22 protein-coding genes are annotated in these 25693 nt (G+C 59.6%); 9 read left to right on the forward strand and 13 right to left on the reverse strand.

What is annotated here, in order from left to right; translation table 11 throughout:
• Positions 1-4: 4 nt before the first annotated feature.
• The gene (locus ABD903_RS00070) at positions 5-271 is read right to left on the reverse strand and encodes an antitoxin VbhA family protein (RefSeq protein WP_345220238.1); all 267 of its coding nucleotides are present in this window, start codon (positions 269-271) and stop codon (positions 5-7) included.
• Positions 272-534: 263 nt separating this feature from the next.
• On the opposite strand from ABD903_RS00070, the gene ABD903_RS00075 reads away from it, so the two are divergent.
• From ABD903_RS00075 to ABD903_RS00105, 7 genes are all read left to right on the forward strand, one after another.
• Positions 535-795: a helix-turn-helix domain-containing protein gene (locus ABD903_RS00075; RefSeq protein ID WP_345220240.1), complete on the forward strand. Its 261-nt coding sequence runs from the start codon at positions 535-537 to the stop codon at positions 793-795.
• 66 nt (positions 796-861) lie between these two features.
• Positions 862-3942 carry a sensor histidine kinase gene (locus tag ABD903_RS00080; RefSeq protein WP_345220242.1) on the forward strand — a complete coding sequence of 1027 codons (3081 nt, stop codon included), beginning with the start codon at positions 862-864 and terminating at the stop codon, positions 3940-3942.
• A 96-nt stretch (positions 3943-4038) separates the two neighbouring features.
• Positions 4039-4692, forward strand: coding sequence for a response regulator (locus tag ABD903_RS00085; RefSeq protein ID WP_345220244.1), 654 nt, complete (start codon positions 4039-4041; stop codon positions 4690-4692).
• 259 nt (positions 4693-4951) lie between these two features.
• Complete coding sequence (locus ABD903_RS00090; protein ID WP_345220246.1) at positions 4952-7129, forward strand: autotransporter outer membrane beta-barrel domain-containing protein; 2178 nt, start codon at positions 4952-4954, stop codon at positions 7127-7129.
• 424 nt (positions 7130-7553) lie between these two features.
• Positions 7554-8351: a 3'-5' exonuclease gene (locus ABD903_RS00095; protein ID WP_345220248.1), complete on the forward strand. Its 798-nt coding sequence runs from the start codon at positions 7554-7556 to the stop codon at positions 8349-8351.
• Between the two features lie 165 nt (positions 8352-8516).
• Complete coding sequence (locus ABD903_RS00100) at positions 8517-9860, forward strand: OmpA family protein (RefSeq protein ID WP_345220250.1); 1344 nt, start codon at positions 8517-8519, stop codon at positions 9858-9860.
• 79 nt (positions 9861-9939) lie between these two features.
• The gene (locus tag ABD903_RS00105) at positions 9940-11580 is read left to right on the forward strand and encodes an amidohydrolase (protein WP_345220252.1); all 1641 of its coding nucleotides are present in this window, start codon (positions 9940-9942) and stop codon (positions 11578-11580) included.
• A gap of 8 nt (positions 11581-11588) precedes the next feature.
• On the opposite strand, the gene ABD903_RS00110 is transcribed toward ABD903_RS00105, so the two are convergent.
• The 5 genes from ABD903_RS00110 to nuoK all read right to left on the reverse strand — a co-directional run bounded on the left by ABD903_RS00110 (position 11589) and on the right by nuoK (position 18216).
• Positions 11589-12755, reverse strand: a complete 1167-nt coding sequence (locus tag ABD903_RS00110) for a serine hydrolase domain-containing protein (protein ID WP_345220254.1) — start codon at positions 12753-12755, stop codon at positions 11589-11591.
• Positions 12756-12871: 116 nt separating this feature from the next.
• A complete protein-coding gene (locus tag ABD903_RS00115; protein ID WP_345220255.1) occupies positions 12872-14299 on the reverse strand; it encodes an NADH-quinone oxidoreductase subunit N in 1428 nt (475 codons plus the stop codon).
• 12 nt (positions 14300-14311) lie between these two features.
• Entirely contained in the window at positions 14312-15769 is a 1458-nt protein-coding gene (locus tag ABD903_RS00120) for a complex I subunit 4 family protein (protein ID WP_345220257.1), read from the reverse strand.
• 50 nt (positions 15770-15819) lie between these two features.
• Entirely contained in the window at positions 15820-17766 is a 1947-nt protein-coding gene (gene nuoL / locus ABD903_RS00125) for an NADH-quinone oxidoreductase subunit L (protein ID WP_345220259.1), read from the reverse strand.
• 117 nt (positions 17767-17883) lie between these two features.
• On the reverse strand, positions 17884-18216 hold the full coding sequence (gene nuoK, locus ABD903_RS00130; protein ID WP_345220260.1) for an NADH-quinone oxidoreductase subunit NuoK: 333 nt from the start codon (positions 18214-18216) through the stop codon (positions 17884-17886).
• Positions 18217-18509: 293 nt separating this feature from the next.
• Between nuoK and ABD903_RS00135 the strand changes: the two genes are divergently transcribed.
• A complete protein-coding gene (locus ABD903_RS00135) occupies positions 18510-19109 on the forward strand; it encodes an RNA polymerase sigma factor (protein WP_345220262.1) in 600 nt (199 codons plus the stop codon).
• A 54-nt stretch (positions 19110-19163) separates the two neighbouring features.
• Positions 19164-19550 carry a hypothetical protein gene (locus tag ABD903_RS00140; protein WP_345220264.1) on the forward strand — a complete coding sequence of 129 codons (387 nt, stop codon included), beginning with the start codon at positions 19164-19166 and terminating at the stop codon, positions 19548-19550.
• A gap of 80 nt (positions 19551-19630) precedes the next feature.
• Here ABD903_RS00140 and ABD903_RS00145 read toward each other — a convergent pair whose 3' ends face one another.
• The 7 genes from ABD903_RS00145 to nuoF form a co-directional block, all read right to left on the reverse strand.
• Positions 19631-19942 (reverse strand): cupin domain-containing protein, encoded by a 312-nt coding sequence (locus ABD903_RS00145; RefSeq protein WP_345220266.1) that lies wholly within the window; start codon positions 19940-19942, stop codon positions 19631-19633.
• Between the two features lie 368 nt (positions 19943-20310).
• Positions 20311-20673 (reverse strand): hypothetical protein, encoded by a 363-nt coding sequence (locus ABD903_RS00150; protein ID WP_345220268.1) that lies wholly within the window; start codon positions 20671-20673, stop codon positions 20311-20313.
• Between the two features lie 85 nt (positions 20674-20758).
• Positions 20759-21271, reverse strand: coding sequence for an NADH-quinone oxidoreductase subunit J family protein (locus ABD903_RS00155; RefSeq protein ID WP_345220270.1), 513 nt, complete (start codon positions 21269-21271; stop codon positions 20759-20761).
• A gap of 193 nt (positions 21272-21464) precedes the next feature.
• Positions 21465-22040, reverse strand: a complete 576-nt coding sequence (locus ABD903_RS00160; protein ID WP_345220272.1) for a NuoI/complex I 23 kDa subunit family protein — start codon at positions 22038-22040, stop codon at positions 21465-21467.
• Positions 22041-22128: 88 nt separating this feature from the next.
• Positions 22129-23199, reverse strand: a complete 1071-nt coding sequence (gene nuoH / locus ABD903_RS00165; protein ID WP_345220274.1) for an NADH-quinone oxidoreductase subunit NuoH — start codon at positions 23197-23199, stop codon at positions 22129-22131.
• A gap of 77 nt (positions 23200-23276) precedes the next feature.
• Complete coding sequence (locus ABD903_RS00170; protein WP_345220275.1) at positions 23277-24293, reverse strand: NADH-quinone oxidoreductase subunit G; 1017 nt, start codon at positions 24291-24293, stop codon at positions 23277-23279.
• A 50-nt stretch (positions 24294-24343) separates the two neighbouring features.
• Positions 24344-25684 carry an NADH-quinone oxidoreductase subunit NuoF gene (gene nuoF / locus ABD903_RS00175; RefSeq protein ID WP_345220276.1) on the reverse strand — a complete coding sequence of 447 codons (1341 nt, stop codon included), beginning with the start codon at positions 25682-25684 and terminating at the stop codon, positions 24344-24346.
• Positions 25685-25693: the final 9 nt, after the last annotated feature.

Genomic DNA, 25693 nt, shown 5'->3' on the forward strand with positions numbered 1-25693 from the left:
GCATTTAAGCGGCTTTGCTAAGTCGTTCGCGGGTAACTATGGCCTGAACGGCGGCCGCCATGGGCGGATCCACCACTCCGGCTACCTGCGCTATCGTTATTTCGCCGTTGATGTAGCGTTGAAGTTCGGCTATCAGTTTGTGGTCGGGAAGCGTGCCTCCTAACCGGCAGACGGCAACCCCCCATTCGGCGTGCCGCTGGCGTTTTAAACGCGCAGCGGCCTCCGCTTTGGGAAGTCCATCCGGTATGGGCTCGAAATATTTAGGATCCATCGGCTCGCGCGGTTGGTTGTCAAGTCGTTTATACGGAGGGTCCGCCCTCGGGTCTATCTTTTACCTCCGCCTCAGAATACAAACCACTTAAACAAGCTTGTTGAGCGAATTTAGCGCCCGAAAGCATGGGGCAGAACAGGGGAACTGAATACGTTAAAATGCTCTAATGCCTGCTTTTATGATAAATAATTAGCCGAATATCTAATTACTCGAATGTCCTTTGACTCACTTTTTAAAACTCTTAACGACCCCTCTCAGCCATTGTGGAGTTGTTGCGGCAAGGGCCGATGAAAGTCCCTGCAACAGCCAACCGTATCGAGGTGTCGAAGCTCAGCGTTCAGCATTACCTGAGCGTGTTGCGGCAAGCCGGTTTGTGGACCACCATCAAGCAGAAGCAATTGGGGAACTGCGCGCTCAATACCATGGTGTTCGACGAGGTAATTGATCGGCTCCGGCAGTTAAAGGCTGCCCGCAGATTCTTTGTGGCCGCGAAACCGAAAACCAACCGAACCGTCGCGCGTTAGCCGCCCGCTGAACCATGCAGTGCCCGCCGCTTGCCAACCTGCTTTTCACGCCGTTTCTTGCGTAAAATGACGAAGTCGGCAGTGAATTACCGGAGTTGGTGGGTGCGTTTGGGCCTGTGGTGCGCGTGGTGGCTGGCCGCACTGGCAGCGCAGGGGCAGGATGTAACCTTTCATTCCCTCACCACTGCCCAAGGGTTGTCGGAAAACAGCGTGCAGTGCGCCGTACAGGATAGGCGGGGATTTATGTGGCTGGGCACCCAGGACGGCCTGAATCGTTACGACGGCTCGGGGTTTCGCGTGTTCCGCAACGACCCGCAGCAAGCCGGCACCCTCAGCTCAAACTTTATTCTGGCGCTGGCCGCCGATGCCCAGGGCAGCGTGTGGGTGGGCACCGGTGGGGGCGGCCTCTGCCGCTACGAGCCCCTTACCGACCGGTTCATTACCTACCAAACCTCCGATTCTGCGGGCCTCACCGACAACTTCGTGCGGGCCGTGTTTTGCGACCGGCGCGGCCGGGTATGGGCCGGAGCGGGCACGGGTCTGCACCTGCTTAACCCCGCAACTGGTCGTTTTCAGCTTTTTTCTCACGCCGACAGCCGTACCGACAAGCCCCGCCGCAACTCCATCTGGAGCATTGCGCAGGCTGCCGACGGCCGCGTGTGGGTGGGCACCGGGGAAGGCCGCATCAGTTACGCCGACGAGCGTACCGGGCGCTTGGTGCCGCTGGCAAACTGGGAGGCGCAGAATCCGGTTCTGGCTTTAGCCGCCACGCCCCACAACAGCCTGTGGGTTGGGGTGGAAAACGCCGGGTTGTACCAGGTGGATTTGCGCAGCGGGCGGTCCGCTGGTTTCCACCACGTGCCCGAGCAGCCCGGCACGCTGCCAGCCGATGCCGTGCGGGCGCTGCTTATAGATACCCAGCAACGGTTGTGGGTAGGAACCACGGCCGGTATTTCCCGGCTTGACGCCGCCACCAATACGTTCGTTAGCTGGCGGCACCAGCCGGGCCGAGCGCGCACGCTGCCTAATGATCGGGTGCTCACGCTGTACGAAGACCGTCTGGGTTTGCTGTGGGTAGGTACCGAGCAGGGCCTGGCCAGCTTTGAGCCCCGCTCGAATGTCTTTTCTCAGCCTTTGCCCCAGCACGAAACCGGAGCCGTGTGGGCTTTGGCCGAAGACGCCGCCCGTCGCCTGTGGGTGGGCACCCAAAACGAAGGCTTAATTCGCCTCGACCCCGTTACCGACCAGCGCGTGCGCTACCGCCACAACCCCAGCGACCCTACCAGCCTGCCCGAAAACTTTGTGCGCGTGGTGCTGCCCGACCGGCAAGGTCGCTTGTGGGTGGGCACCCAGGGCCACGGCCTGGCCTACCTCGACCCGGCTACCGGACGCTTCCGCCGCTACCGCCACAACCCAGCCGACCCCACCAGCCTCTCCGACGATAACGTGCGCTGCGTGTACGAGGACCGGCAGGGGCGCTTGTGGGTGGGTACCGAAGGCGGTCTGAACCTGCTCGACCCCCTAACCGGCCGCTGCGCCGTGTACCGCAACGACCCCCGCGACCCCCGCACCCTGAGCAGCAATTACGTGCGCTGCGTGTACCAGGACCGCAACGGCCAGCTATGGGTAGGAGTAGGCGGTGGCGGCCTGTGCCGTTTCGATCCGCGCACGGGCCATTCGCGCATTTACCGCGCCGACCCCACCGACCCAACCAGCCTGAGCAGCAACTTTGTGCGCTCCATGCTGGAAGACGCACAAGGCCGTTTGTGGCTGGCTACCGAGGGCGGTGGCCTCTGCTGCCTGCTCGACGCCGACACCGGTCGGTTCCAGACCTTTCGGGAGCCGCAGGGGCTGCCCAACGACGTGGTGTACGGCATGCTGGCCGACGGCCAGCAGAACCTGTGGCTGGCCACCAACAAAGGCATAGCCCGCTTTACGCCCCGTACCCGCCGGTTCCGCACCTACGACACCCGCGACGGACTGGCCCAGGACGAGTTTAACGCCGGCGCCTTCTGCCGCCGCCTCGACGGTACCCTGCTTTTCGGGGGCGAAAACGGCGTGGTGGCTTTTAAGCCCACGGCCGTACGCTATAACCCCGCTCCGCCGGTGGTGGTATTCACCGGTTTTCGAAAGTTCAACCGGCCCGCGCGCCTCGATACCAGCATTACCGAGCGCCGCCAGTTGCGCCTGGGCCCGCGCGACAACTTCATTTCCATCGAGTTTGCGGCCCTCAACTACCGCCTGCCCGATAAAAACCGCTTTCTGTACAAGCTGGAAGGCAACGATGAGAAATGGATTGAGGCCGGTAACCAGCATCAAGCCACCTATACCAACCTGCCTCCCGGCCACTATACGTTTCGGGTGCGGGCCGCTAACAACGACGGCGTGTGGAACCCCAGCGGCGCTGCCCTCTCGGTAGTGGTGGAGCCGCCGTGGTACCAAACCTGGTGGTTCCGTATTCTGGCCAGCTGGGTAGTGTTTGGGTTACTCTTTGCCGCTTACCGCATTCGGGTGAGTCAGCTGCTGGCCTTGGAGCGCGTGCGCCACAACATTGCCCGCGACCTGCACGACGACATGGGCTCCACACTCAGCTCCATTTCCATTCTCAGCCAGCTGGCCCGCAACCACCAGCAACGCAACAACACCGAGCAGGCCGGCGCGCTGCTCGAGCAAATCGGCGACTCCTCGCGCCGCATGCTCGATTCCATGGACGACATCGTGTGGGCCATTAACCCCGCGCACGACAGCATGGAGGCCGTTACCTCACGCATGCGCTCCTTTGCCTCTGATGTACTGGAAGCCCGCGGCATCGATTTTATTTTTAAGGTAGCGCCCGAAGTGCTGGAGCAGCGCCTGCCCATGCGTGCCCGCCGCGAGTTTTTCCTACTTTTCAAGGAAGCCGTGAACAACCTGGCCAAGTACTCGAAAGCTGAAATGGCCGCTATTCGGCTGGAGTACGAAAACCGCCACCTGGTACTGCGCGTGGAAGACGACGGCGTAGGTTTCGACGTGACGGCCCCGGCCCAGGGCGGCGGCAACGGCATGACCAACATGCGCAGCCGGGCCGCGGCCATTAAGGCTAAGCTGGAAATTGAAACCGCCCCCGGCCAAGGCACCAAACTGCAGGTGCGCGTACCGCTGAAATAGGCCATCGGCTCACATCATTATGCTACGGCGCCGCGTGCACCTGCGCCGTACCTTGCGCCTACTGTTCTACCTCATTCATACCCACCGTTTCAGCCCATGGAAGCTCCTGCCACCCGCGTTCTTATTTACGAAGACAACCCCGATCTGCGCATCAGCCTGAGCCAGCTCTTGGGTGGTACGCCGGGCCTGGAACTGGCCGGGGCATTGGGCAACTGCCAGCAGGTAGAAACCGATATTCCGCGCCTGCGTCCCGACGTAGTGCTCATGGACATCGACATGCCCGGTATCAACGGCATCGAGGGCCTGAAGCGCATCAAGGCCAAGTCGCCGGGCACGAGCGTGGTTATGCTCACGGTGTTCGAAGACAACGACCGGGTGTTTCAGGCCGTGTGCGCCGGTGCCGATGGCTACTTGCTCAAGAAAACACCACCCGCCAAGCTGCTCGACGCCATTAACGAGGTAAAGGCCGGCGGCGCGCCCATGACGCCCGCCATTGCCCGCCAGGTTCTGCGCCTGTTCCCCAAGCCCGTGGCCCCGCGCCAGCACGAAGACTCGCCGGCTAACCTGAGCGCCCGCGAACAGGAAATCCTGGGCTTGCTGGTGGAAGGCTACAGCTACAAGATGATTGCCCACGACCGCGGCATTTCGCTCGACACGGTCCGCTCGCACATCAAAAAAATATACGAGAAGCTTCACGTGCGCTCCATGACCGAGGCCGTAAGCAAAGCCCTGCGCCAGGGCCTTACGTAAACCAGTCTTATGTATTTAAATGAACCCCGGTCAGAGCTCTGGCTGGGGTTTTTTGTGTTTTGATAATCACATCATTATGCGGTTGATAGGTATGGGTTATTGCGTCATATTGCTGGTAACACCGGCCCCAATCCAGCGTCTGCGCTTTGAGTTATTTAGGCCGGGTGCTGCAGTGCCGCCTGCTTTGTCGCTAACAGAATAAAGGCCGGTCCACTTCGGGCGGCCGTGTAATAGCGCGTTGCGCATAAACCAGTGACCGATGAAGAACGTGTACCGCGTAGTCAGCCTCGGTGGGTATTTGTTACTGTTGGGCGCTTCAGCGCAGGCCCAGGTAGGTATTGGCATCAGCACCCCGCACAGTTCGGCGGTGCTCGACCTGAGCAGCACCACCCGCGGTTTGCTGGCGCCGCGCATGCTGGAAAGCCAGCGCACGGCCATTGGTAGTCCGGCGCTTGGGCTGCTGGTGTACCAAACCGACAACGCGTCGGGCTTTTATTACTACAACGGCTCCGCGTGGCTGCCTCTGGGGAACAACGCCGGCCTTACCCTGCCTTATGCCGGAACCACGGCGGCTGGCGGCACCGCCTTCGATGTACGCTCCACCGCCATAGGTGGCGTAGGCATTTACGGCCGGGGCGCCGACGTAGGCGTGCACGGCGTAGCCACTGCCACTTCCACCGCCGGTGTGCTGGCCGATAACATGGCCGACGGCATTGGCCTGATTGCGCGCACCACCAGCACCACCAGCACCGTTCCGGCCTTGGTAGGCCGCAACTTTGGCAACGGGTACGGGGTGCAGGGCTACAGCATGAACGGCGCCGCCTTGCATGCCGAAAAGTCCTTTTCACAAACCGGCCCCGCGGCTTTACTTATCACCTCCGACGCTGCCAACCCGGCGCCTACCTTACAAGTGATGTCTAACAGCGCCAGCTCGGCCCTGCGCGTAAGCAGCTCCAGCCCAGGTGTTTCCACCCAAGGCACCCTCGGGCAGTTTACCTGGAACGACCCCACAACTACCAGCGCTAATGTGGGCTTGCGGCTGGATGTAATAACCGGGCGAGGCTACGGCGGCTCTTTCAGTATCCTCGACCCGTCAAATACCCGGCAGGCCCTAACCGGCTCTACCGCGGGCCGTGGTTTTGGTGTGGTGGGTTTTGCTACGGCCGGTGGGCAGGGCGTGGTAGGCGTTGCCTTAGCCAACTCAACCGACACCTACCCGGGCAGCGTAGCCGGCGCGGGTGTATCGGGGGTAGCAAGTTCCGGCATAGGAGTATACGCTGTGAGTGGCAGCGGTACCGCCCTGCTGGTTGAAAAACGCAATAGCCAAACCGGGCCGGTGGCAGAGTTTTCCAATACCAATCCGTCCAATTTTAACCCCACGCTGGGCCTCACGAATGCCGGCTCGGGCTATACCCTGGACGTGTATGCCACCGGCAGTCCGTTTGGCGCTGTGGCCCGCTTTATTAATGCAAACAGTACTGTGCCGGCGGTAGATATTTCAAACGATGCCGACGGAACGGGCGCCCGCGTGTCTACCCGCGACGGAGTGGCTCTGTTCGCTTCGGCCCGGTATGGTACCGCCGCCCACCTTAGCAGCCGCAGCGCTGTAAACCGCGCCAATGTGCGCATCATCAATAGCGAATACGACTACGCCCGCCTGAACTTCGAAAATTACACCTACAGCACGTTTTGGACAATAGCCGGAATTACAGCCAACACCGGCCCCTCTAACCGCCAAAATGCCTTCTTAAACTTGTATTACAGCGACTTCGGTAACGTATTACTGGCACGCGGTAACGGCAGCGTGCAGGTGGTAGGCAACTTGAGCAAAGGAGGCGGCTCGTTTAAAATCGACCACCCCCTGGACCCCGAAAACAAGTACCTCTACCACAGCTTTGTGGAAAGCCCCGACATGCTGAACGTGTACAACGGCAACGTTACGCTTGATGCCCGCGGCGAAGCCGAGGTGCTGCTGCCCGAATGGTTTGAGGCCCTGAACCGGGATTTTCGCTACCAGCTCACGCCCATTGGCGCGCCAGGACCCAACTTGTACGTGGGCGCCGAGGTGCAGGGAAACCGTTTCCGCATTGCGGGCGGTGCGCCCGGCGGCCGCGTTTCCTGGCAGGTAACCGGCATCCGCCACGATAAATTTGCCGAGCAAAACCGCATACCGGTGGAGGAAGCCAAAGAGCCTGCCGACCGCGGCCGCTACCTGCACCCCGCCGCCTTTGGCCGCCCCGCCTCGCAGGCCGTGGAAGCCGTGCGGGGCGCAGTGCCGGAAAAGCAGCGGGCCGCCGCTCGAACAGCGGCGCCAGCCAAGTCCCCAAGCAGCCCGCAAGTAGGGGAAAGGCGTACCACCCAAGCACCCACGCCGGTGCCGGCAGGGGCCGCTCCGCAGCCTTTGCTGCCCGTGAATACCGCGCAGCCGCAGCAGTAGCTTCATTCCCAACGCGCTGTCACATCATTGTGTGATTGAAACGGGCGCTGGCATTGCCGATATTGGAAGTGAGTCTGGTCGGCCCGACCAGGACTGATACGTTCACTTAAACGCGCGTCTGTCATGTCAACGAAGACCCGTCGGCAACTGCTGATTTCCCTGCTGGGCCTCTGCCTTACCAGCCGCCCCGCCTTGGCCTGAATTCGGCTTGTTGCCGTTTTGGGTCCGACACTCCTCCGCTTTCCGCAGGCGTAACCTTGAACGCCGCTGCTAAGTGACGTATGCCACGCACGCTTCCCGTACCCCGGAAGCGTGCGTTTTTTTGTCCCTTGCTCAGCAGCCGTCCGTAAAATAGGCAGCCAGCTTGCCGTTTCGCCGGCTAGGGGGCTATCTTCGTTACGTTCCGCCTTTCGCCGCCGTGCTTATGCAGCTGCTCCGCAACCTGAAACTTCCCGAAGTCTTCGTGCTCGACATCGAAACCGTGCCCTGCGTGGGGTGCCACGACGAACTCGACGGCATGCTGCGACACCTATGGGAGCACAAGGCCCAGAGCTTGCGCCGGCAGCAAGGCTTCCCTAGCTGGGGCGCCGAGGAAATTGAGCCCATGCCCGACCGCCTTAGCGCCGCCTCCCTGTTTGGGCAGGCCGGCATTTACGCCGAGTTTGGCCGCGTGGTGTGCATTTCTCTGGGGTGCTTTTATTACGACCGGCAGGAGCAGCTGCGCTTCCGCGTCAAGAGCTTTGCCTCCGACGACGAAGTAACCCTGCTGCGCGAGTTTGCCGAAGTGCTTAGCCGCAAGCCCGGCCACGCCCTGTGTGCCCACAACGGCAAGGAATTCGACTTCCCGTACCTGTCCCGCCGCATGCTCATCAACGGCGTACAATTGCCCCCGCAACTCGACGTAGCCGGCAAAAAGCCTTGGGAAGTAAACCACCTCGACACCATGGAGCTGTGGAAGTTCGGCGACCGGAAGTCGTTTACGTCCTTGGCCTTGTTGGCCGCCATGTTTGGTATTCCCACGCCCAAAGACGACATCAGCGGGGCCGATGTAGCACGAGTATACTATGAGGAGAAAGACCTGCCGCGCATTGTGAAGTATTGCCAGAAGGACATCATTACCACGGCCCGCGTGCTGCAGAAATTTCGCGGCGATGAGCCCTTTGCCGACGATGCCGTGGTGTATGCCGATCAGCCCGAAATGGTAGTCATGCGACTCGAGTAAAAACTTTGAATTGAAATAGCGCAGAAGCGGCCCGAAAGGCCGCTTTTTTCTTGCGCGTTACGGTACGCATATCAAGCAACAAACATTACTCAAAAGCTATTTATTGACATTTGCAAATAAAAATTTGTATTATAGTATAGTTTAACATGCCAAACATTTACAATCATGACGCAAAACGTGTTGGAGGAAGTATCGGCTTGCTTTACGGCGCCTGCCGTGAGCCAAGCCAGTGCCGCAGTGGGGGAGAGCGAAGCCGGCGTACGCAAAGCCTTGCCTAAGGTGGTACCCCTGGTGCTCAGCAGTCTGATTAAACTGACCGAGCAAATAGGAGGCCCCGAAGTGGTGTGGACCATGGCCCATCACGCCCACGATTACGACGACGCACCCAACGCGTCGGTAGCGCCCACGGCAGCGGTGGGCAAAGGGGCTGCCCGGCGCGGCCGTGAGCTAATGAAGTCCCTGCTGGCCGATACCTACAGCGGCCGCGTGGAAACCGTGGCCAGTGCCAGTGGCATTCGGCCCGCGGCGGTGGAGGACTTGCTGGGTATTGTGGCGCCCGTAATGCTGGACGTGCTCGACCGCCACGTGGCCCAGGATAACCTGGATTCGGCGGCCCTAAGCCGTTGGCTGCAAACCCAGCGTAGCAGCGTGTCGGGCATTTTTGCCGAAGAAGCCGCCCAGCCGTCCAAGAGTCCTGTTGTGACGGTTCCCGCAACCGCCCCCACGCCCGAAGCCCCGGTTCACAACAGCTTCAGCAGCCCGGAGCGTATTGCGGCAGGTGCTCAGGGCAGCGCACCACGGTGGCTGTGGCCTGCATTACTTGTATTGGCCGCTATTGCCGCCGGGTTCTGGCTGGGCCAAAGCCGGAGCCCGCAACCGCAACCGGCCGTTGCCCCGGGGCTAGCCTTAGCAGGAACTGCTGCCGCCGAAAGCGCGCCCATGCGGGTATTACCGGCACCGGCACCCCGCAAAGCCGCCAGCCCCACTACCGCGCCCGGCCGCTACGATGCGGCCTCCGAAAACTACATTTACGACACGGGCAAGCCGGTTCGTCTCACCCTCATCGACGGCTCCACGCAGACCGTGGGCGTAAATTCCACCGAGAACAAGCTCTACCATTTTCTGGCCGATGCTTCGGAACAGGTAGACCCGGTGAACCGCACCAAAGGCTGGATCAACTTCGACCGCGTGTACTTCGATGCTAAAAAGGCCACGCTCACCGACGAGTCGATGGGGCAGCTGCGCAACGTGGCCAGCATCCTAAAGAGCTTCCCCGATGCGCACGTGAAAATTGGCGGCTACACCGATAGTACCGGCAATTTTATGGCGAACCTGAAGCTGAGCGAGCAACGCGCCACGGCCGCCATGGCAGCGTTGGTCGACATGGGTATTTCGGCCTCGCGCATCGAAATGAAGGGCTACGGCATGAAGCACGCCGTGGCCAGCAACGAAACTCCCGTAGGCCGCGCACTGAATCGGCGAATTAGCGTGCGCGTGACTAAGAAATAGCCACTTACCGGGTGCCGAAGGGCCTTCGGAGCTTGCTTGCAAAAGTGTATTTTGCAGGAAACGAACTACTTGCCGCGCCATGGGAAAGCTGCTGGTTATTGCTGGATTGCTGCTTGGCACGTGGCCCGCAGCAGGCCAAGCTCCCGATTATGTATTGACGGGAGGCAAAGTGTTTACCGCCAACCCCGCCCGCCCGTACGCAGAAGCCCTGGCCGTGCGCGGCGAGCGAATTGTGGCAGTAGGCACAACGGCCGAAATCAACCAGCTGGCGGGCTTGCGCACCCGCCGCATCGAGTTGCGCGGCCGGGTAGTGGTGCCCGGTTTTAACGATGCCCACGACCATTTGCCGCACGGCAGCCCCGTCGGGTATTCGTTTCGGTTCGATGCGCCCATGGTGCCGGGGCCGAGTTCCCAGCAAGTACTCGACTCGCTGAAAGTGCTGACGGGCCTGCTGCCGCCCCATACTTGGCTGCAGGGCGAAATTGGCATGCAGGTGCTCGTCGACCCCAAGCTGCGTCGCGCTGCCCTGGACCAAGTAGCCCCGAACCACCCGGTTATGTTGGCAGTACCTTGGGGCCATGGGCTTATTCTGAATTCCAAGGCGCTGCAGCAGCTGGGCATAACCGACAACGCGCCCGACCCTGTGGGCGGCACCTTCGAGCGGGAGCCCCGTTCCGGCCGGCTAACCGGCTTGCTGAAGGAATACGCGCAGTGGAACGCCCGACGGGCCTTTAATTCGGCGCAGCCCGACGAAACCTGGGTGCCGCTGTGCCGTCAATATGGCGCCGAAGCCTTGCGTTTCGGCATTACCAGCGTGCAAAACATGGCCGGTGATTTGGCCCCCGATAACATGATGCGGGTGCTGCACGCTGCCCGGCTGCCGTTGCGCGTGCGCGTAATGCCCATGCCCATGACCACCGCTCAGGGCCGGCTGCGGCGCGAGTGGGGCCGGGTGTACATGCCCGCCACGGCGCAGCTACGCGTGGAAGGCCGCAAGTGGATTCTCGACGCTACCCCGCTGGAGGGCGGCGCGCTCATGCGCAAAGCCTACCCGGGCCGCCCCGGCTGGCACGGGCAGCTGAATTTCCCCGTCGATACCATCCGGCAGATCCTGCGCGAAAGCCTGGCCACTAAGGAGCCGCTGATGCTGCACATTGTGGGCGACAGCACCGCCAAGCTGGTGCTGGGCCTGATGAGCGAGCTGGCCGACGACGCTACCTGGCGCGGCAAGCGGGTGCGTTTCGAGCACGGCGAAGGCCTGACGGCCGACATGCACCCGCGTGCCAAGGACCTGGGCATCGTGGTAGTACAAAACCCGTCGCACTTTGTAAACCCGGCCATCGACAAAGTGAACGGCGCGCCGCCCATGCCCGTGCATCCCTCGTTCCAGTCGTTGCTCCGTGCCGGCATTCCGTTGGCGCTGGGCTCCGACGGACCCATTAACCCTTTCCTAAATATTCTGTTCGTGACCACCCTGGCCGATGCCAAGGAGGCGCTCAGCCGGGAACAAGCCGTAATAGCATACACGGCCAGCGCCGCTTACGCCGAGTTTACCGAGACAGACAAAGGCAGCCTCATGCCCGGCAAGCTGGCCGATTTAGCGGTGTTGTCGCAGGATATTTTCACCGTACCCGCGCCTGCGTTGCCCGGTACCACCAGTGAGCTGACGATGATTGGTGGCAAGGTGGTGTACGAGGCCAAAGTGCTCGGTAAAAGATAAACCAGCGGCTAACGGGTTGCCAGCCGCTGCTCGTAGCTTTCCAGCAGACGCCACGCGGCCACTATATCCTGCGAGGTTTGCTTGCCGGTGTCGGCATTTACCATCAGGATTTTGCCCACGCCCGTGGTGGGCGAGAAGAACATGAGCACGGTGGTGCCCGGGTCGCTGCCGGTATGGCCAATTTGCTGGTTCGCCCGAATGGCCCAGAATACGCCTGCATTAGGTTCTTTGCTGTCGAGGTTCAGGGGCTGCTGCTCGGGGGTGAACTGCCCGTGCAGCATGGTGGCAAAAGAGGCCGGTTTGAGCAACCGGGAAGGTTCCCCGGCATAGCCCTTTAATATCTCGCGCAGGTAACGGCCCAGGTCGTGGCAGGAGGTGCGCCAGCCGCCATCGGGATAAGTGATGAGTGAATACGGCGGATAAGCACGGCCCAGCTCCTGGTAATTGGTGGCGTATTGAGCCGCTTGCGCTTCAGTGTAAGCCCACGAGGACGCGGTTAGCGCCAAGGGCTGCAAAATGTGTTTGCGGCTGTAGTCGGCAAACGATTCCCCGCTTTTTACCTCAATTAGGTAAGCCGCCAGGGCCGCGCCGATGTTGCTGTACGCATAGGATTGCCCCGGTGCGTAGCCCTGAAAATTATGGGCGCTATATGCCGCGCCCTCCACGTGGAGGTAGTCGCGCAGGTACTGAGCCAGCGCTGGTGCCGGCGGTGTGCCCGCCGCGGTCCGGAACAGGTAGGACTGCTTGTACACGTCGGGCCGGTCGATGATGCCGGACGTATGAGTGGCCAGGTGGCGCACGGTTATGGCCTTGTCGGGTTGGTGCGGGTTTTCCACCCGAAACGGCAGAATCTGGTTGATGGGCGTATCGAGCGTGAACAGGCCCTGCTCCACAGCTTTCATGAGCGCCACACCAATTACGGTCTTGCTTACCGAGCCCACGTTCTGAATCGTTTGGGGGGTATAGGGCCGCCCGGTCTGGATGTCGGCATACCCAAAGCCCTGTTCGTACCACACCGAGTCTTTGGTAACGATGGCCACGCTAAAGCCGGGTAGCTTGGCTTTGCGGTACAGCTTGCTGAGGTCGGCCGTAAGCGCATCGGCCGCCGTTTGCGCCGACGCCGACGCAATCAGGCTGTGAAAAACAAGCAGCAGAAACAGTCGAGGTAGCAGCATAAGCGGGGAAGTAGCCAACGGCAGTTAGACGAACTTCCGCCCCCCGGCGTTGCCCTACGGTTAAACAAAAAGGCAGCCCGGTAGAGGCTGCCTTTTTGTTTACAAGCTTCGGAAGTCTAGAATACCCCTTCTACCACGCCGGGCCACACGCCCAGTAGCACCGTGAGGGCTACCAGCAGAATGAGCACCGCCGACTGAAACCCGGTAACGGGAATCGGCTCTTCGCTGCCCTCTACAGCCGGCTTCATGTACACGGCTATAATGGGGCGCAGGTAGTAGAAAATACCCACGGCCGACATCACCACCGCAAAAATCACGAGGCCGATGAAGCCTTCCTGCGCGGCGGCGGTGAACAGGTAAAACTTACCGAAGAAGCCGCCGGTGAGCGGAATCCCCGCCAACGAGAGCATGGATACCGTCATCACGAAAGCCAGCAGCGGGTTGGTGCGGGCCAAACCGTTCAGGCCGTCGTAGTCGTCGCGCTGGCGCTGGTCGTGCACCAACTTAAGCACGCCGAAAGCGGCCACGGTGGCTACCGAGTAAGCCAGGGAGTAAAAGAAAATAGCGTTGGCCGAGAGACGGCCGCTGCGCAGCGCCACCAAGGCCAGCAGCAGATAGCCAGCGTGCGAAATGCTGGAGTACGCCAGCATGCGCTTGGCGTTGGTTTGGGCCACCGCGCCCACGTTGCCCACGAACAGCGTTAGCACGAGCATGGCCGTAAGCGTGGGCAGCCAGAACTCGATGGTAGCTCCGCCGAAAGCCACCGCCAGCAGCTTAAAGAAACCGGCCACACCGGCCGTTTTCACCACCGTGCTCATGTAGCCGGTAAATAGCGTGGGCGTGCCTTCGTACACATCGGGCGTCCAGAAGTGGAAGGGCGCCGCCGAAATCTTAAAGCCGATACCCACCAGCATCAGCAAAATGCCGATGCTCATCATGGGTTGCAGCGTGGGGTCGGCAGTAGGCAGGGCCCGCACGGCCACGCCCATTTGAGGCAGGTCGAAGGTGCCGGTGGCTCCGTAAAGCATGGCAATACCGAAGAGCAGAATGCCGGTGGCAAAGGAGCCCATCAGGAAGTACTTGAGGGCCGCTTCGTTCGAGCGCACGTTGCTTTTGTCGGAACCTGCCAGCACGTACATGGCAATGCTCAGCGTTTCAATGCCCAGAAACAGCACCAGCACGTTGGTGTAGCTCACCATCATGATGCCGCCCACCAACGAGAACAGCATAATGCTGTAGTACTCGGCCAGGTTGGCGTTGTTGTCGCGCACGTACTTCTGCGAGAAGGGCAGAATGAGCAGCGTGGTTAAGGCCATTACGCCGGTAAATACCTGGGCGTACCGGTCGAAGGTGAGCATGCCGGCGAAATACGGCGACTGGTTAAAGCCAGCCAACGCACCGGTGGTATCAATTCCGGAAATGGTAATGCCCAGCACCGCCAACAGCACCAGCAGCGCGAAGGGCAGCAGCATGCGGTTGGAGCGGTTGAAGCCGAGAAAAAGGTTGGCCAACCCGGAAACAGAAAGCAGGATGATCGAGAGCATGAGTCGGGAGGCTTAGCGGTTGATCAGCACCAGCAGCTTGTTAATGGCCGGCTCGGAAAGGTGCATGAAAGTGCCGGGGAACAGACCGATCCAGAACACCATCAAAATAAGTGGAACCAGCACGGCCAGCTCCGAAGCGGTCAGGTCTTTGATGGCGTCCGAGAACGACGAGTCGGGGCCGAGCATTACGCGCTGGAACATGCGCAACAAGTACACCGCGCCAAAAATGATGGTGAGGCCGGCTACGGCACCCAGCCAGGCGTTGTACTGGAACACGCCCATCAGCAGCAGGAACTCGCCCACAAAACCGTTGGTGAGCGGCAGTGCCACGGTGCCCAGCAGAATTACGAGGAAGGTAACCGAGAGCAGCGGCGTGTTGCGCGTGAGGCCGCCCAACTCGGGAATCATGCGCGTGCCGGTGCGGCGCTGAATGATGTCGATGATGAAGAACATGCCCACCACGTTCACGCCGTGAGCCAGCATTTGAATGGTGGTGCCCTGCAAGCCCACGGCCGTGAGGGAGAACATGCCGGCAATCATCAACCCCACGTGCGAGAGCGACGAGAAGGCCACCAGGCGCTTCATGTCGCGCTGGCGAATGGCAATGATGGCGCCGTAGATAATGCCGATAACGGCCAGAATCATGATGTAGTCGGCCCAAATGCTCACGCCCTTCGGCAGGATGGGCAGTACCCAGCGCATGGTGCCGTAAATGCCCATTTTCAGCATAATGCCCGACAGCAGCATGGTAGCCGGCGTGGGCGCCTCGGTGTAGGTATCGGGCTGCCAGGAGTGCAGCGGGAAGATGGGCATCTTCACGGCGAAGGCCAGGAACACCAGCCAGAACACCCACGACTGCTCCTGGGCCGAGAGGTTCAGGTTGTAGAAAGCCTGAATATCGGAGGACCGGATGGCTCCGTTAGCGCCGGTCATATAGTAGAGGTACACGAAGCCGGCCAGCATGAACAGCGAGCCAACCACGGTGTAAATGAAGAACTTAAGCGTAACCTGCACACGCCGCTCGCCACCCCACACGCCGGCGAGAAAGTAAATTGGGATGAGGGCCACTTCCCAGAAGAAGTAGAACACGAAGGCATCAAGCGCTACAAATACGCCCAGCAGGCCGGTTTGCATGAACAGCACCAGGGCGTAAAAGGCGCTCGGGTTGTCGTAGTTGTGGCGAAACGAGGCCAGCAGAATCAGCGGCACCAGAAACGTGGTGAGCAGCACCAGCAGCAGGCTCAGGCCATCAACCCCGATGTGGAAGTTGATGCCGGCGTCGATCAGCCACGGGTAGTTGAGTTCAAACTGAACCTGGGAGTTCGGCACGAACGTGAAGGCCATGTACAGGGCCAGCGCCAGTTCGACCAGCGAAGCGCCAAAGGCCAGCGCCCGCGCAGCATTGCCCCGCACAAAGTGCAAGAGCAGCGCGGCAGCCACGGGCCAGATAAGCAGGAGGGCAGTCAGCATGATTTACTGTGTAATGGTAGCGCGGTGCAGAACCGCCCCATTAAATCGTTCTACAGTCGGATGAAATTCAGCGCCAGCACTACCACAACGCCGAGCACGATGAGCAGCAGGTAGGTTTCTACCTTGCCGGTTTGCAGGTAGCGCAGCAGCTGCGAGCCGCCCATCACCCCGCGACCCACGCCGTTCACGGCGCCGTCGACCACGCGCTTCTCCACGATGTCGTGCAGGCCGCGCGAAAGGAACATAGAAGGCTTCACGAACAGGGCGTTGTACAGCTCGTCGACGTAGTATTTGTGGTACACCAGTTTCTCGAAAGCGCCGCGCTCGGCTTCCTCGGCTACCGGGCGGGTACGCTTGGCCACGTACAGCACGTAAGCCAGCGCTATGCCCAGCACACCGGCCGCCACCGACAGCCCGATGAGCATATATTCGGTAGAATGGTCGATCTGGTGGTTAAACGCCGTCGGATTCAGTTGACGCGAGTAGGTAAAGAGGGGCGCCAGGAAATCGGCGAGGTAGCCGCGGCCCAGCACTAGTGGGGCGTTCATGAAACCACCGATAGCCGATAGCGCCGCCAGAATCACCAGCGGAATGGTCATGCTGGCCGGCGACTCGTGCAGGTGGTGCTTCTGCTCCTCGGTGCCGCGGAACTCTCCAAAGAAGGTGAGGAACAGCAGGCGGAACATGTAGAACGCCGTCAGGAACGCTGTGAGCAGACCGATGCCCCACAGCACCTTGTTGTGCTCATAGGCGTGGGCCAGAATTTCGTCTTTCGAGAAGAAGCCCGAGAACGGCGGAATGCCCGAAATGGCAATGCAGCCGATGAGGAACGTGAGGAAGGTAATGGGCAAGGCTTTGCGCAGACCGCCCATATTGCGGATGTCCTGCTCGTTGCTCATGGCGTGAATTACCGAGCCAGCACCCAGGAACATCAGGGCCTTGAAGAAGGCGTGCGTAAGCACGTGGAACAAGGACGAGGAGTAACCCATTACGCCCAGCGCCAGGAACATGTAGCCCAACTGCGAAACAGTGGAGTAAGCCAGTACCTTCTTAATGTCGTTTTGCGCCAAACCGATAGTGGCGGCGAACAGCGCCGTGAGGGCCCCAACCCAGGCCACCACGTCCAGCGTATCGGGCGAGAGGGTGTAGAGCACATTCGAGCGCAGCACCATGTAAATGCCGGCCGTTACCATGGTAGCGGCGTGAATAAGCGCCGAAACGGGCGTAGGGCCAGCCATGGCGTCGGGCAGCCAGGTGTACAGCGGCAGCTGCGCCGACTTACCCATAGCACCCACAAACAGCAGCAGCGTAATGGCCGTAACCACGCCGGCTCCAATCTGCAGCTGCGAGGCTTTCTGGAACACTTCGCCGTACTGCACCGAGTCGAAGGTGAAGTAAATCAGGAAGATGCCTAGCAGGAAACCCAGGTCACCAATGCGGTTGATGATGAAGGCTTTCTTGGCGGCGTTGTTGTAGTTGTGGTTCTTGTTCCAGAAACCGATGAGCAGGTAGGAGCAAAGCCCCACGCCTTCCCAACCGATGAACAGAATTACGTAGTTCGAGCCGAGTACCAGCACCAGCATCGAGAAAACGAACAAGTTCAGGAAGGAGAAGAACTTGCCCACGTTCTCGTCGTGGTGCATGTAGCCGGTGCTGTACACGTGAATCAGGAAACCCACACCCGTTACCAGCAGCAGCATAATGAGGCTGAGCTGGTCGATTTGGTAGGCGAAGGGAATTTCCATCGAGCCCACCGAAATCCAGTCGAACAGGTGCACCGTGTAAGGAACCGGGTTGCCAAGGAACCGCAGGAACAGCGTCAGCGAAATGGCAAACGAGCCCAGCACGGTGGCACTGCCGATCATGCCGGCCGTTGTGCCCGAAATCCGGCGGTTGAGCAAGCCGTTAATCAGGAAGCCCAGAAACGGCAGCAGCGGAATAAGAATGTAGAGCAGCGGCGAGCCGGGGTAAACGGCGAGGGGCGCTAGTTCAGCCATGTTTTGGAATGTGCTGATGTGGTTGAATGTGAAAATGTGATAATGCTTTAGCTGGTGGGAAACGGAGCGGTAGTGACCCGCCTGTTCCACATCTGCACATTGCTCACATTCAAAAAATTACCATTTAAGCCGGTCGAGCAGGCTGACGTCGGTATTCTGGATGTTGCGGTAAATCATCACGATAATGCCCAGGCCTACCGCAACTTCGGCGGCGGCTACGGCCATGATGAAAAACACGAATACCTGCCCGTTCGGGTCGGCCCGGTAAGCCGAAAACGCCGTAAGCAGAATATTGACGGCGTTAAGCATCAGTTCCACGCACATGAAAATGATGATGGCATTACGCCGTGTAAGTACGCCCAGCACACCAATGGCAAACAGAGCCGTGGCGAAGAACACGTAGTGCTGGAGCGGAATGGTGCGGATGACTTCCGGTATCGTCTGGTCCATTCAGGGCAAGGTAGCAGCGGAAAAACCCCCAACAGTGCGGGGCCAATTAGCGGGCAAAGGTAGCCCGAAACTTGGAAAACGCACGCGGAAAAGTCCACGATTGTAGACCAGAGTCCAGAACGAAAGCTCCCCGCCTTTTAATGCCGAAGGTTAGCGTAAGCCAAGGCAGAAAAGCGGCGGGCTGCTCCTTCCTTTCCTGCAAACAGGAAAGTGGCTTGGTCGTTCTGCGGCCTTCGGATAATTTTCTATTCCCGATAAAGTATTTTTCCGGGGCCTGCGTCTGTCCACTCAGAATGGAACAGGTACTGACCATACAGAACGCCGCGGTGATGACCGAGCAAAACGAGCGGTTGCAGGAAGCGGTGCAACAGCAGCGGGGCAAGCTGCTGTCGTTTATCCGACGGCGCATTCCCGACCAGGACGACGCCGAAGACGTGCTGCAGGACGTCTTTTTCGAGCTGGTGCAGAGCTACCGTTTGGTAAAGCCCGTGGAGCAAATGGCCGCGTGGCTGTTCCGGGTGGCTCGCAACAAAATCATCGACCGGTACCGCCGCCCCAAGGCCGCCTCGCTGGAAGAAGCCGCCGCCTACCATTCCGCCTCCGATTCCGACGAGCCCCTGCTACTCGCCGACGTGCTGCCCGCCCCCGATGACTCTACGGAAACGGTCATGGCCCGCGAAACCATCTTGGAGGCCATTCTCGATGCCCTGGACGAGTTGCCCCCCGCCCAGCGCGACGTGTTTGCATGGCACGAGTTCGACGGTAAAACCTTCAAGCAGATGTCGGAAGAAACCGGTGTGCCGCTCAAAACCCTGATTTCACGCAAGCATTACGCCGTGCAGCAGCTTCGCACCAAGCTGCAAGCCCTCTACACCGACCTGTTTACCGATTAAGGCATTGCGCCTTTCGGACTTCCTCATTTCCCTCAAATTGACATTCCTACTCATATGAACCGCAACTCCTGGCCGCTCCGCATTTTGCGCTTTGTGCTCCTGGCGGCCCTGTTCGTTTTCCTGGCCGGCTTCGTTGTCATGAGCCTCTGGAACTGGCTCATGCCCGCCATCTTCGGCTGGAAGGCCATTAGCTTCGTGCAAGCTCTTGGCTTGTTTGCCCTCTGCAAAATCCTTTTCGGCGGTTTCCGCGGTGGCCCGGCCGGTGGCTGGAAAGCCCGCGCCCAGGAACACTGGCGCCACAAAATGGAAAGCCGCATGCAGGGCATGACCGACGAGGAGCGCGAGAAATTCCGCCAGAAAATGGGCCGCTGCGGCCAGCCCTGGGGCCGAATGGCCGACCCGCAACCGCAACAGCCAGCACACACAACAGTCGTAGAATAACCAAAGCGGCGCCCGAGCAATCGGGCGCCGCTTTCTTGTTTAGTGAGCAGTAGCAGGCAGCTGCTTGCCAGCTGGTAGGTTTAGCGGAAGATCAACAGCTTGGCATCTTCTAAGCAACGCAACGCGTGGGGCGCGCCAGCCGGAATAATGAGGTAGTCGCCGGCTTCCAGCAGGGTAGTAGTGCCTTCCAGTTCTAACTCGAGTTGGCCAGCTAGGGCCGTTACCAGCACTTCATCGGGCGAGTGGTGTGTGGGCATGGTTTCGCCGGTGCGAAAGGTCTTGTAGATCAATTTCTGACCGTTGCGGCTGAACAGCACTTTGCCTTTCTGTTCGCCGATTTGCAGGTGCTTGCCGGCCAGCAAGCTGCCGCTTTGTATTTGGGTGGTATTCATGTGACTGACTTTCGGATGGGATATAGGCAAAAGTCGGTGCTAGCAGATGAATGTATAATGATTAGAATCAATGCTGAATTTGACGCTCCTCAGTTTTTGCTACTCTTATTTCAAAGCTCATTGGTTCAGCGCACATAATGGCCGAGCAGTATAATGCTGTATAGCCAGCCGTTGTACAGAAGGGTATAGATGAGGCCGTAGCGAATACTCTTTCCCAATTGTCCTTTGCATTCGGCCGAGTGCCTAAATACCAACCGCAATGCTCGGAAGAAGATCCAGTACAGCATAGCTGCGAATACCAAGAATACTACCCACATAACCGCCGCAAAAAACCAAAGCAGTAGTGCTGCTACAATAGCCGCGGCTATCTAGGCAAAAACAGCCAGAATTATTGCGCCGCAGCCTTCCCCATCTACATTAAAATCTCCAGAATCAAAGCTTGGCAATGAATCGGGCAAGCTGAGCTTTTTAAGTCGTTCAGTTGTGGAAATAGTACCCAGGGTATCCTGCAGCTTCACGCCGCTCCAGAGACCTACAGTGACAAAGGCAAAAAAGGAAATGGACAATACCGTTAACGTAATCAACGAGTCTTTAAATAGACTCCAGTCTTGACGCAGGCCGATAAACCATACCAACAAAACGGTAAAAGTGGACACAGCCAATGTGATGAAGAACACGCGTTTGGATGGTAATAACCGGTAAGGATGGCGCAGTCGCGGTTGAGGCGTCATAGCAGAAGTATAAGCCTTGCAATAATCAAAAAAGCGGCGCCTGAATCAACAGGCGCCGCTTGTGGTTTCTATGAAGAAGCAGTAGTTAGAAGTTCCGCTCGCCAGTTTCACGTTTGCCTAGCATCACCGAACCTACCATAGCTACTAGGAACAGCACTGAGGCCAGTTCAAACGGCAGCAGGTATTGCTGATACAGCACCAAACCGAGGCGATTCACCATACCAATCTGCGAGTCGAAGGTAGCAGCGTCGGCACCCACGGGGTTCACGTTGCGTAGCGCGGCAACGAGCACCAGCAACAGCAGACCACCAGCTACGGCAGCCGTGATTTTTGCCAGAACTGGTTTGTGCGGCTCCGTGTCGGTGTTCAGGTTCAGGAACATAATCACGAACAGGAACAGTACCATAATGGCACCGGCGTACACGATGATGTTCACGGCGGCCAGAAACTGCGCATTCAGCAACAAGTAATGCCCCGAAATGGCAAAGAACGTCAGGATCAGGAACAGCACCGAGTGAATGGGGTTTTTAGCAAACACCACGCCCAAGGCGCTAATCAGGGCTACAAACGCGAGGAAGTAGAAAAGGGACTGACCCATAAAGGAGGCAGAGAAGGAGAGGAGAACGAACTCCCCTCCTCAGATGAGGAGGGGTGGCCGAAGGCCGGGGTGGTTGACAATCGTTGCGGAACGTGCGGGCAGTTGGGTTTACTATCTAATGACTTCAACCACCCCGGTGCCGCTTTAGCGGCAACGTCCCCTTCTCAGATGAGGAGGGGAGCTTGATGTTCGGTTAAGCGTCCATGCCAGCCATGCGGCGGGCCAGGGCTTCGGCTTGCTCGTCGGTGAGCTGAATGCCGCGCTTACTGCGGGCGCTGGGGTCTACGGGCTCCACGAGGCGGTCTTTGCCGTAGGTGAATTCGTCGCGCTCGAAGCGGGGCGGCACCATTTTGTCGGCTTGCAGATACACGGCGGCTTTGGGGCACGCCTCCTCGCACAGGCCGCAGAAAATGCAGCGCAGCATGTTGATTTCGTAGCTGACGGCGTATTTCTCCTCGCGGTACAGGCCTTCTTCGCCTTTCTTCCGCTCACCGGCTACCATGGTAATGGCTTCGGCGGGGCAGGCCACGGCGCACAGGCCGCAGGCGGTGCACCGCTCCCGGCCCTGCTCATCGCGCTTAAGCACGTGCAGGCCACGGTACGTAGGCGAAAACGGCCGCGTCTCCTCGGGGTAACGAATGGTCGCTTTCTTGGAGAAGAAGTGCTTGAGCGTGATGCCCATGCCGGTAAGAATAGCCGGCAGGTAGGCCCGCTCGGCCAGCGTCATCGGCTTCTTCTCTAAGTGCTTGGATCTATTGGTCAGTTGCATGAGAGTCGGAATCTGGCGCGAATTAACCATTCGCGTATCGTTCGGTAGGCATTCAGCGAAACGCGAAGCAACACTTCGCGCTACTGACTTAGCCGAAGAAGTAAGGCTTCAGCAGGATGAAAGCGCCCGTCAGCAAAATGTTCAGAATGGCGAGGGGGAACAAGATGGTCCAGCCCAGGCGCATCAGTTGGTCGTAGCGGAAGCGCGGCAGCGTCCAGCGCACCCACATGAAGAAGAAGATGAAGAAGAAGATCTTCGCAAACATCGTCACGGTGCCCAGGATGGTTACCACGTTGTGGGCAAACAGCTCGCCCTGCGAATCGGTGAGGGCGCGGTAAAGTAAATGCTCACCGGGGAAACTGAAGCCACCGAAGTACAGCGTGCTCATCACGGCCGAGGCCACGAACACATTAATGTACTCGGCAAACAGGTACAGGCCCATTTTCATCGAGGAGTACTCGGTGTGGTAGCCGCCCACCAGCTCCGTTTCGCACTCCGGCAAGTCGAAGGGCGTGCGGTTGGTTTCGGCGAAGGCGCAGGTGCAAAAGATGATGAAGCCCAGCGGCTGGTACACAATGTTCCAGAGGCCGTTGTACTGCTGCAGCGTGATTTCGCGCAGGCTCAGCGTACCGGTTAGCATCAGCAGGGCAATCAGGGCCATGCCCATGGCCAGTTCGTAGCTAACGGCCTGAGCGGCGGCGCGTACGGCTCCCAGCAAGGAGAACTTGTTATTGGACGCCCAACCGCCAATCATGATGCCGTACACACCCAGCGACACCACGCCGAAAACGTAGAGCATGCCAATGTTCACCTCAATGGCTTGCAGACGGATTTCCGTGCCGTCGCCAAAAATGAGCGTGTTACCGAAGGGAATAACCGCTGAAGCCATTAAGGCCGTGGTCATGGCTAGGCAGGGACCGAACACGAACAACCAGCGGTTTGAGCCGCTCGGGAAGAATTCCTCCTTTGTGAACAGCTTCACGGCGTCGGCTAGCGGCTGCAGCAAACCAAAGGGGCCAGCGCGGTCGGGACCCACGCGGTCTTGCAGGAAGGCTGCTACCACGCGCTCGGCGTAAGTAGAATAGGTGGCAATCAGCAGGGTAATGCCGAACACCGCCAGAATAACGAGGCCTTGCCAGGCCAACAGTGGAATTTCCATTCGTTCGAGCTTTCGCGGTAAGCTATGAGCTGATGAAGCGTGGTAAAGGTAAGCGGGTGCTAGCTGGAGCTAACAGATTACTGACGACCGGCGCCGAGTTTCAGCGGCGGGTTGTTTTCCAGGTCGCGGATCGAGCTTTCGGGCAGGTCGGCAATGACTTGCGGGTTCACCACCGGCAGTTCGTAGTGGTTAGCCGAAATAACCGAGGTACGGTCAACGTGCGTGGGGCCTTCAATGGTCCAGTCGGCAGTTTCCTTTTTGTCGAAGCGGCAGGTGTTGCAAATCCACTCCTTTACTTCGCCGTACTCGTCCTTGCGGGCGGTTACGCGCAGCACGTCTTTGCCTTTGTACCACAGCACCACGCGGCCGCCGCACTTGTCGTTCTCGCAGTTGCGGTGCGCATTTACCGGCTTGGTAAACCACACGCGCTGCTTGAAGCGGAAAGTCTTGTCAGTAAGGGCGCCTACCGGGCACACATCGATGACGTTGCCGCTGAACTCGTTGTCGATGACGTTTTCGATGTAGGTGCCGATTTCGGCAGCGTCGCCGCGGCCCAGTACGCCGTGCACGCGCTTGTCGGTCAGCTGGTCGGCCGTGTACACGCAGCGGTAGCACAAGATGCAGCGCGTCATGTGCAGCTGGATGTACGGACCGATGTCGATTTTCTCGAACGTGCGGCGCTCCTCCTCGTAGCGGGTAGTAGCCATGCCGTGCTCGAAGGCGAAATTCTGCAAATCACACTCGCCGGCCTGGTCGCACACGGGGCAGTCCAGCGGGTGGTTGATGAGCAGCATTTCCACGATGCCCTTGCGCACGTCCAGTACCTGCTGGGAAGTGGTGTTTTCCACCACCATGCCGTCCTGTACCGGCGTCACGCACGAGGCCACCAGCTTGGGCATGGGGCGCGGGTCTTTGGCCGAACCAGCCGCCACGCGCACCAGGCAGGCGCGGCATTTGCCGCCCGAGCCTTTCAGCGGGGTGTAGTAGCACATGGCCGGCGGCACAATGCCGCCACCAATCTTGCGGGCTGCGTTCAGAATGGTGGTACCGTCCGGTACTTCCACCTCAACGCCGTCGAAGGTTATTTTAGCCATTTTCAGAACTCCCGATGAGGGGAGCGAAAAGTCAGTTCAGTCAAGTAAAGTTACACCAGCACGCCTTGAGCCGGGTATACCGCGCCGGGTTGGGCGGCTTGCTTGGCGTGGGTTACGTGCCACTCAAACTCGTGGCGGAAGTGGCGCACGGCGGCAGCTACCGGCCATGCGGCGGCTTCGCCAAGCGGACAAATGGTGTTGCCCTCGATTTGCTTGGCCACGCTCACCAGCAGGTCGATGTCGTGCATGTGGCCGTGGCCGTGCTCGAGGCGGTGCAGCACCTTCTCCAGCCAGCCCGTACCCTCGCGGCAGGGCGAGCATTGCCCGCACGACTCGTGGTGGTAGAAGCGCGAGAAGTTCCAGGTGTTGCGCACGATGCAGGTCGTCTCGTCCATGGCAATGAAGCCACCCGAGCCGAGCATGGTACCGGTCACAAAACCACCGTCCGAGAGGGATTCGTAGGTCATCAGGCGGTTTTCACCGGCCGCAGTCTTCAGGATCAGCTCCTTGGGTAGAATCGGCACTGAGGAGCCACCGGCCACCACGGCCTTCAGGTCGCGGCCCTTCCAGATGCCGCCGCAATACTCATCGGAGTAGATGAACTCCTCCACTGGCACGCCCAGCTCGATTTCGTAGATGCCGGGCTTGCGCACGTGGCCGCAGGCCGAAATCAGCTTGGTGCCCGTGCTACGGCCCACGCCGATTTTGGCGTATTCCTCACCGCCGTCGTTCACGATGGGCACTACCGCCGCAATGGATTCCACGTTGTTGACCACCGTGGGGCGGGCGTAGAGGCCCTGCACAGCGGGGAAGGGCGGCTTGTTGCGCGGGTTGCCACGCTTGCCTTCCAACGATTCCAGCAGAGCGGTTTCTTCGCCGCAGATGTAAGCGCCGCCGCCGGGGTGCACGTGCAGATCCAGGTCGTAGCCCGAGCCCAGGATGTTCTTGCCCAGGAAGCCGTTGGCGTAAGCCTCAGCAATGGCCTTTTCGAGGATGCGCAGCACGTAAAGCAGCTCGCCGCGGATGTAGATGTACGAGGTGTTGGCGCCCAGCGCGTACGAGCTCGTAATCATGCCTTCCACCAGCAGGTGCGGCAGCTTCGACATCAGCTCCCGGTCCTTGAAAGTGCCGGGCTCCGATTCGTCAGCGTTGCACACCAGGTGACGCGGCACGCCCTCCGGCTTGGCCAGAAAGCTCCACTTCATGCCCGTGGGGAAGCCCGCGCCGCCGCGGCCGCGCAGGCCCGACTTCTTCACTTCTTCCACCACCTCGTCGGGCGTCATCGTCTTCAGGGCCTTTTCCACCGAGCGGTAGCCGCCGTGTTTGCGGTATACCTCGAAGGTGTCGATGCCGGGGACGTTAATATGTTCGGTCAGTAGCTTGCGGCCCATGACGGTAGT

It is taken from the genome of Hymenobacter koreensis, assembly GCF_039541855.1.
Taxonomy (GTDB): domain Bacteria; phylum Bacteroidota; class Bacteroidia; order Cytophagales; family Hymenobacteraceae; genus Solirubrum; species Solirubrum koreensis.

Coding starts and splice junctions, on each gene's coding strand:
- ABD903_RS00070 (WP_345220238.1), bottom strand. CDS start 271: ATGGATCCTAAATATTTCGAGCCCATACCGGATGGACTTCCCAAAGCG.
- ABD903_RS00080 (WP_345220242.1), top strand. CDS start 862: ATGACGAAGTCGGCAGTGAATTACCGGAGTTGGTGGGTGCGTTTGGGC.
- ABD903_RS00085 (WP_345220244.1), top strand. CDS start 4,039: ATGGAAGCTCCTGCCACCCGCGTTCTTATTTACGAAGACAACCCCGAT.
- ABD903_RS00090 (WP_345220246.1), top strand. CDS start 4,952: ATGAAGAACGTGTACCGCGTAGTCAGCCTCGGTGGGTATTTGTTACTG.
- ABD903_RS00095 (WP_345220248.1), top strand. CDS start 7,554: ATGCAGCTGCTCCGCAACCTGAAACTTCCCGAAGTCTTCGTGCTCGAC.
- ABD903_RS00100 (WP_345220250.1), top strand. CDS start 8,517: ATGACGCAAAACGTGTTGGAGGAAGTATCGGCTTGCTTTACGGCGCCT.
- ABD903_RS00105 (WP_345220252.1), top strand. CDS start 9,940: ATGGGAAAGCTGCTGGTTATTGCTGGATTGCTGCTTGGCACGTGGCCC.
- ABD903_RS00110 (WP_345220254.1), bottom strand. CDS start 12,755: ATGCTGCTACCTCGACTGTTTCTGCTGCTTGTTTTTCACAGCCTGATT.
- ABD903_RS00115 (WP_345220255.1), bottom strand. CDS start 14,299: ATGCTCTCGATCATCCTGCTTTCTGTTTCCGGGTTGGCCAACCTTTTT.
- ABD903_RS00120 (WP_345220257.1), bottom strand. CDS start 15,769: ATGCTGACTGCCCTCCTGCTTATCTGGCCCGTGGCTGCCGCGCTGCTC.
- nuoL (WP_345220259.1), bottom strand. CDS start 17,766: ATGGCTGAACTAGCGCCCCTCGCCGTTTACCCCGGCTCGCCGCTGCTC.
- nuoK (WP_345220260.1), bottom strand. CDS start 18,216: ATGGACCAGACGATACCGGAAGTCATCCGCACCATTCCGCTCCAGCAC.
- ABD903_RS00135 (WP_345220262.1), top strand. CDS start 18,510: ATGGAACAGGTACTGACCATACAGAACGCCGCGGTGATGACCGAGCAA.
- ABD903_RS00140 (WP_345220264.1), top strand. CDS start 19,164: ATGAACCGCAACTCCTGGCCGCTCCGCATTTTGCGCTTTGTGCTCCTG.
- ABD903_RS00145 (WP_345220266.1), bottom strand. CDS start 19,942: ATGAATACCACCCAAATACAAAGCGGCAGCTTGCTGGCCGGCAAGCAC.
- ABD903_RS00150 (WP_345220268.1), bottom strand. CDS start 20,673: ATGACGCCTCAACCGCGACTGCGCCATCCTTACCGGTTATTACCATCC.
- ABD903_RS00155 (WP_345220270.1), bottom strand. CDS start 21,271: ATGGGTCAGTCCCTTTTCTACTTCCTCGCGTTTGTAGCCCTGATTAGC.
- ABD903_RS00160 (WP_345220272.1), bottom strand. CDS start 22,040: ATGCAACTGACCAATAGATCCAAGCACTTAGAGAAGAAGCCGATGACG.
- nuoH (WP_345220274.1), bottom strand. CDS start 23,199: ATGGAAATTCCACTGTTGGCCTGGCAAGGCCTCGTTATTCTGGCGGTG.
- ABD903_RS00170 (WP_345220275.1), bottom strand. CDS start 24,293: ATGGCTAAAATAACCTTCGACGGCGTTGAGGTGGAAGTACCGGACGGT.
- nuoF (WP_345220276.1), bottom strand. CDS start 25,684: ATGGGCCGCAAGCTACTGACCGAACATATTAACGTCCCCGGCATCGAC.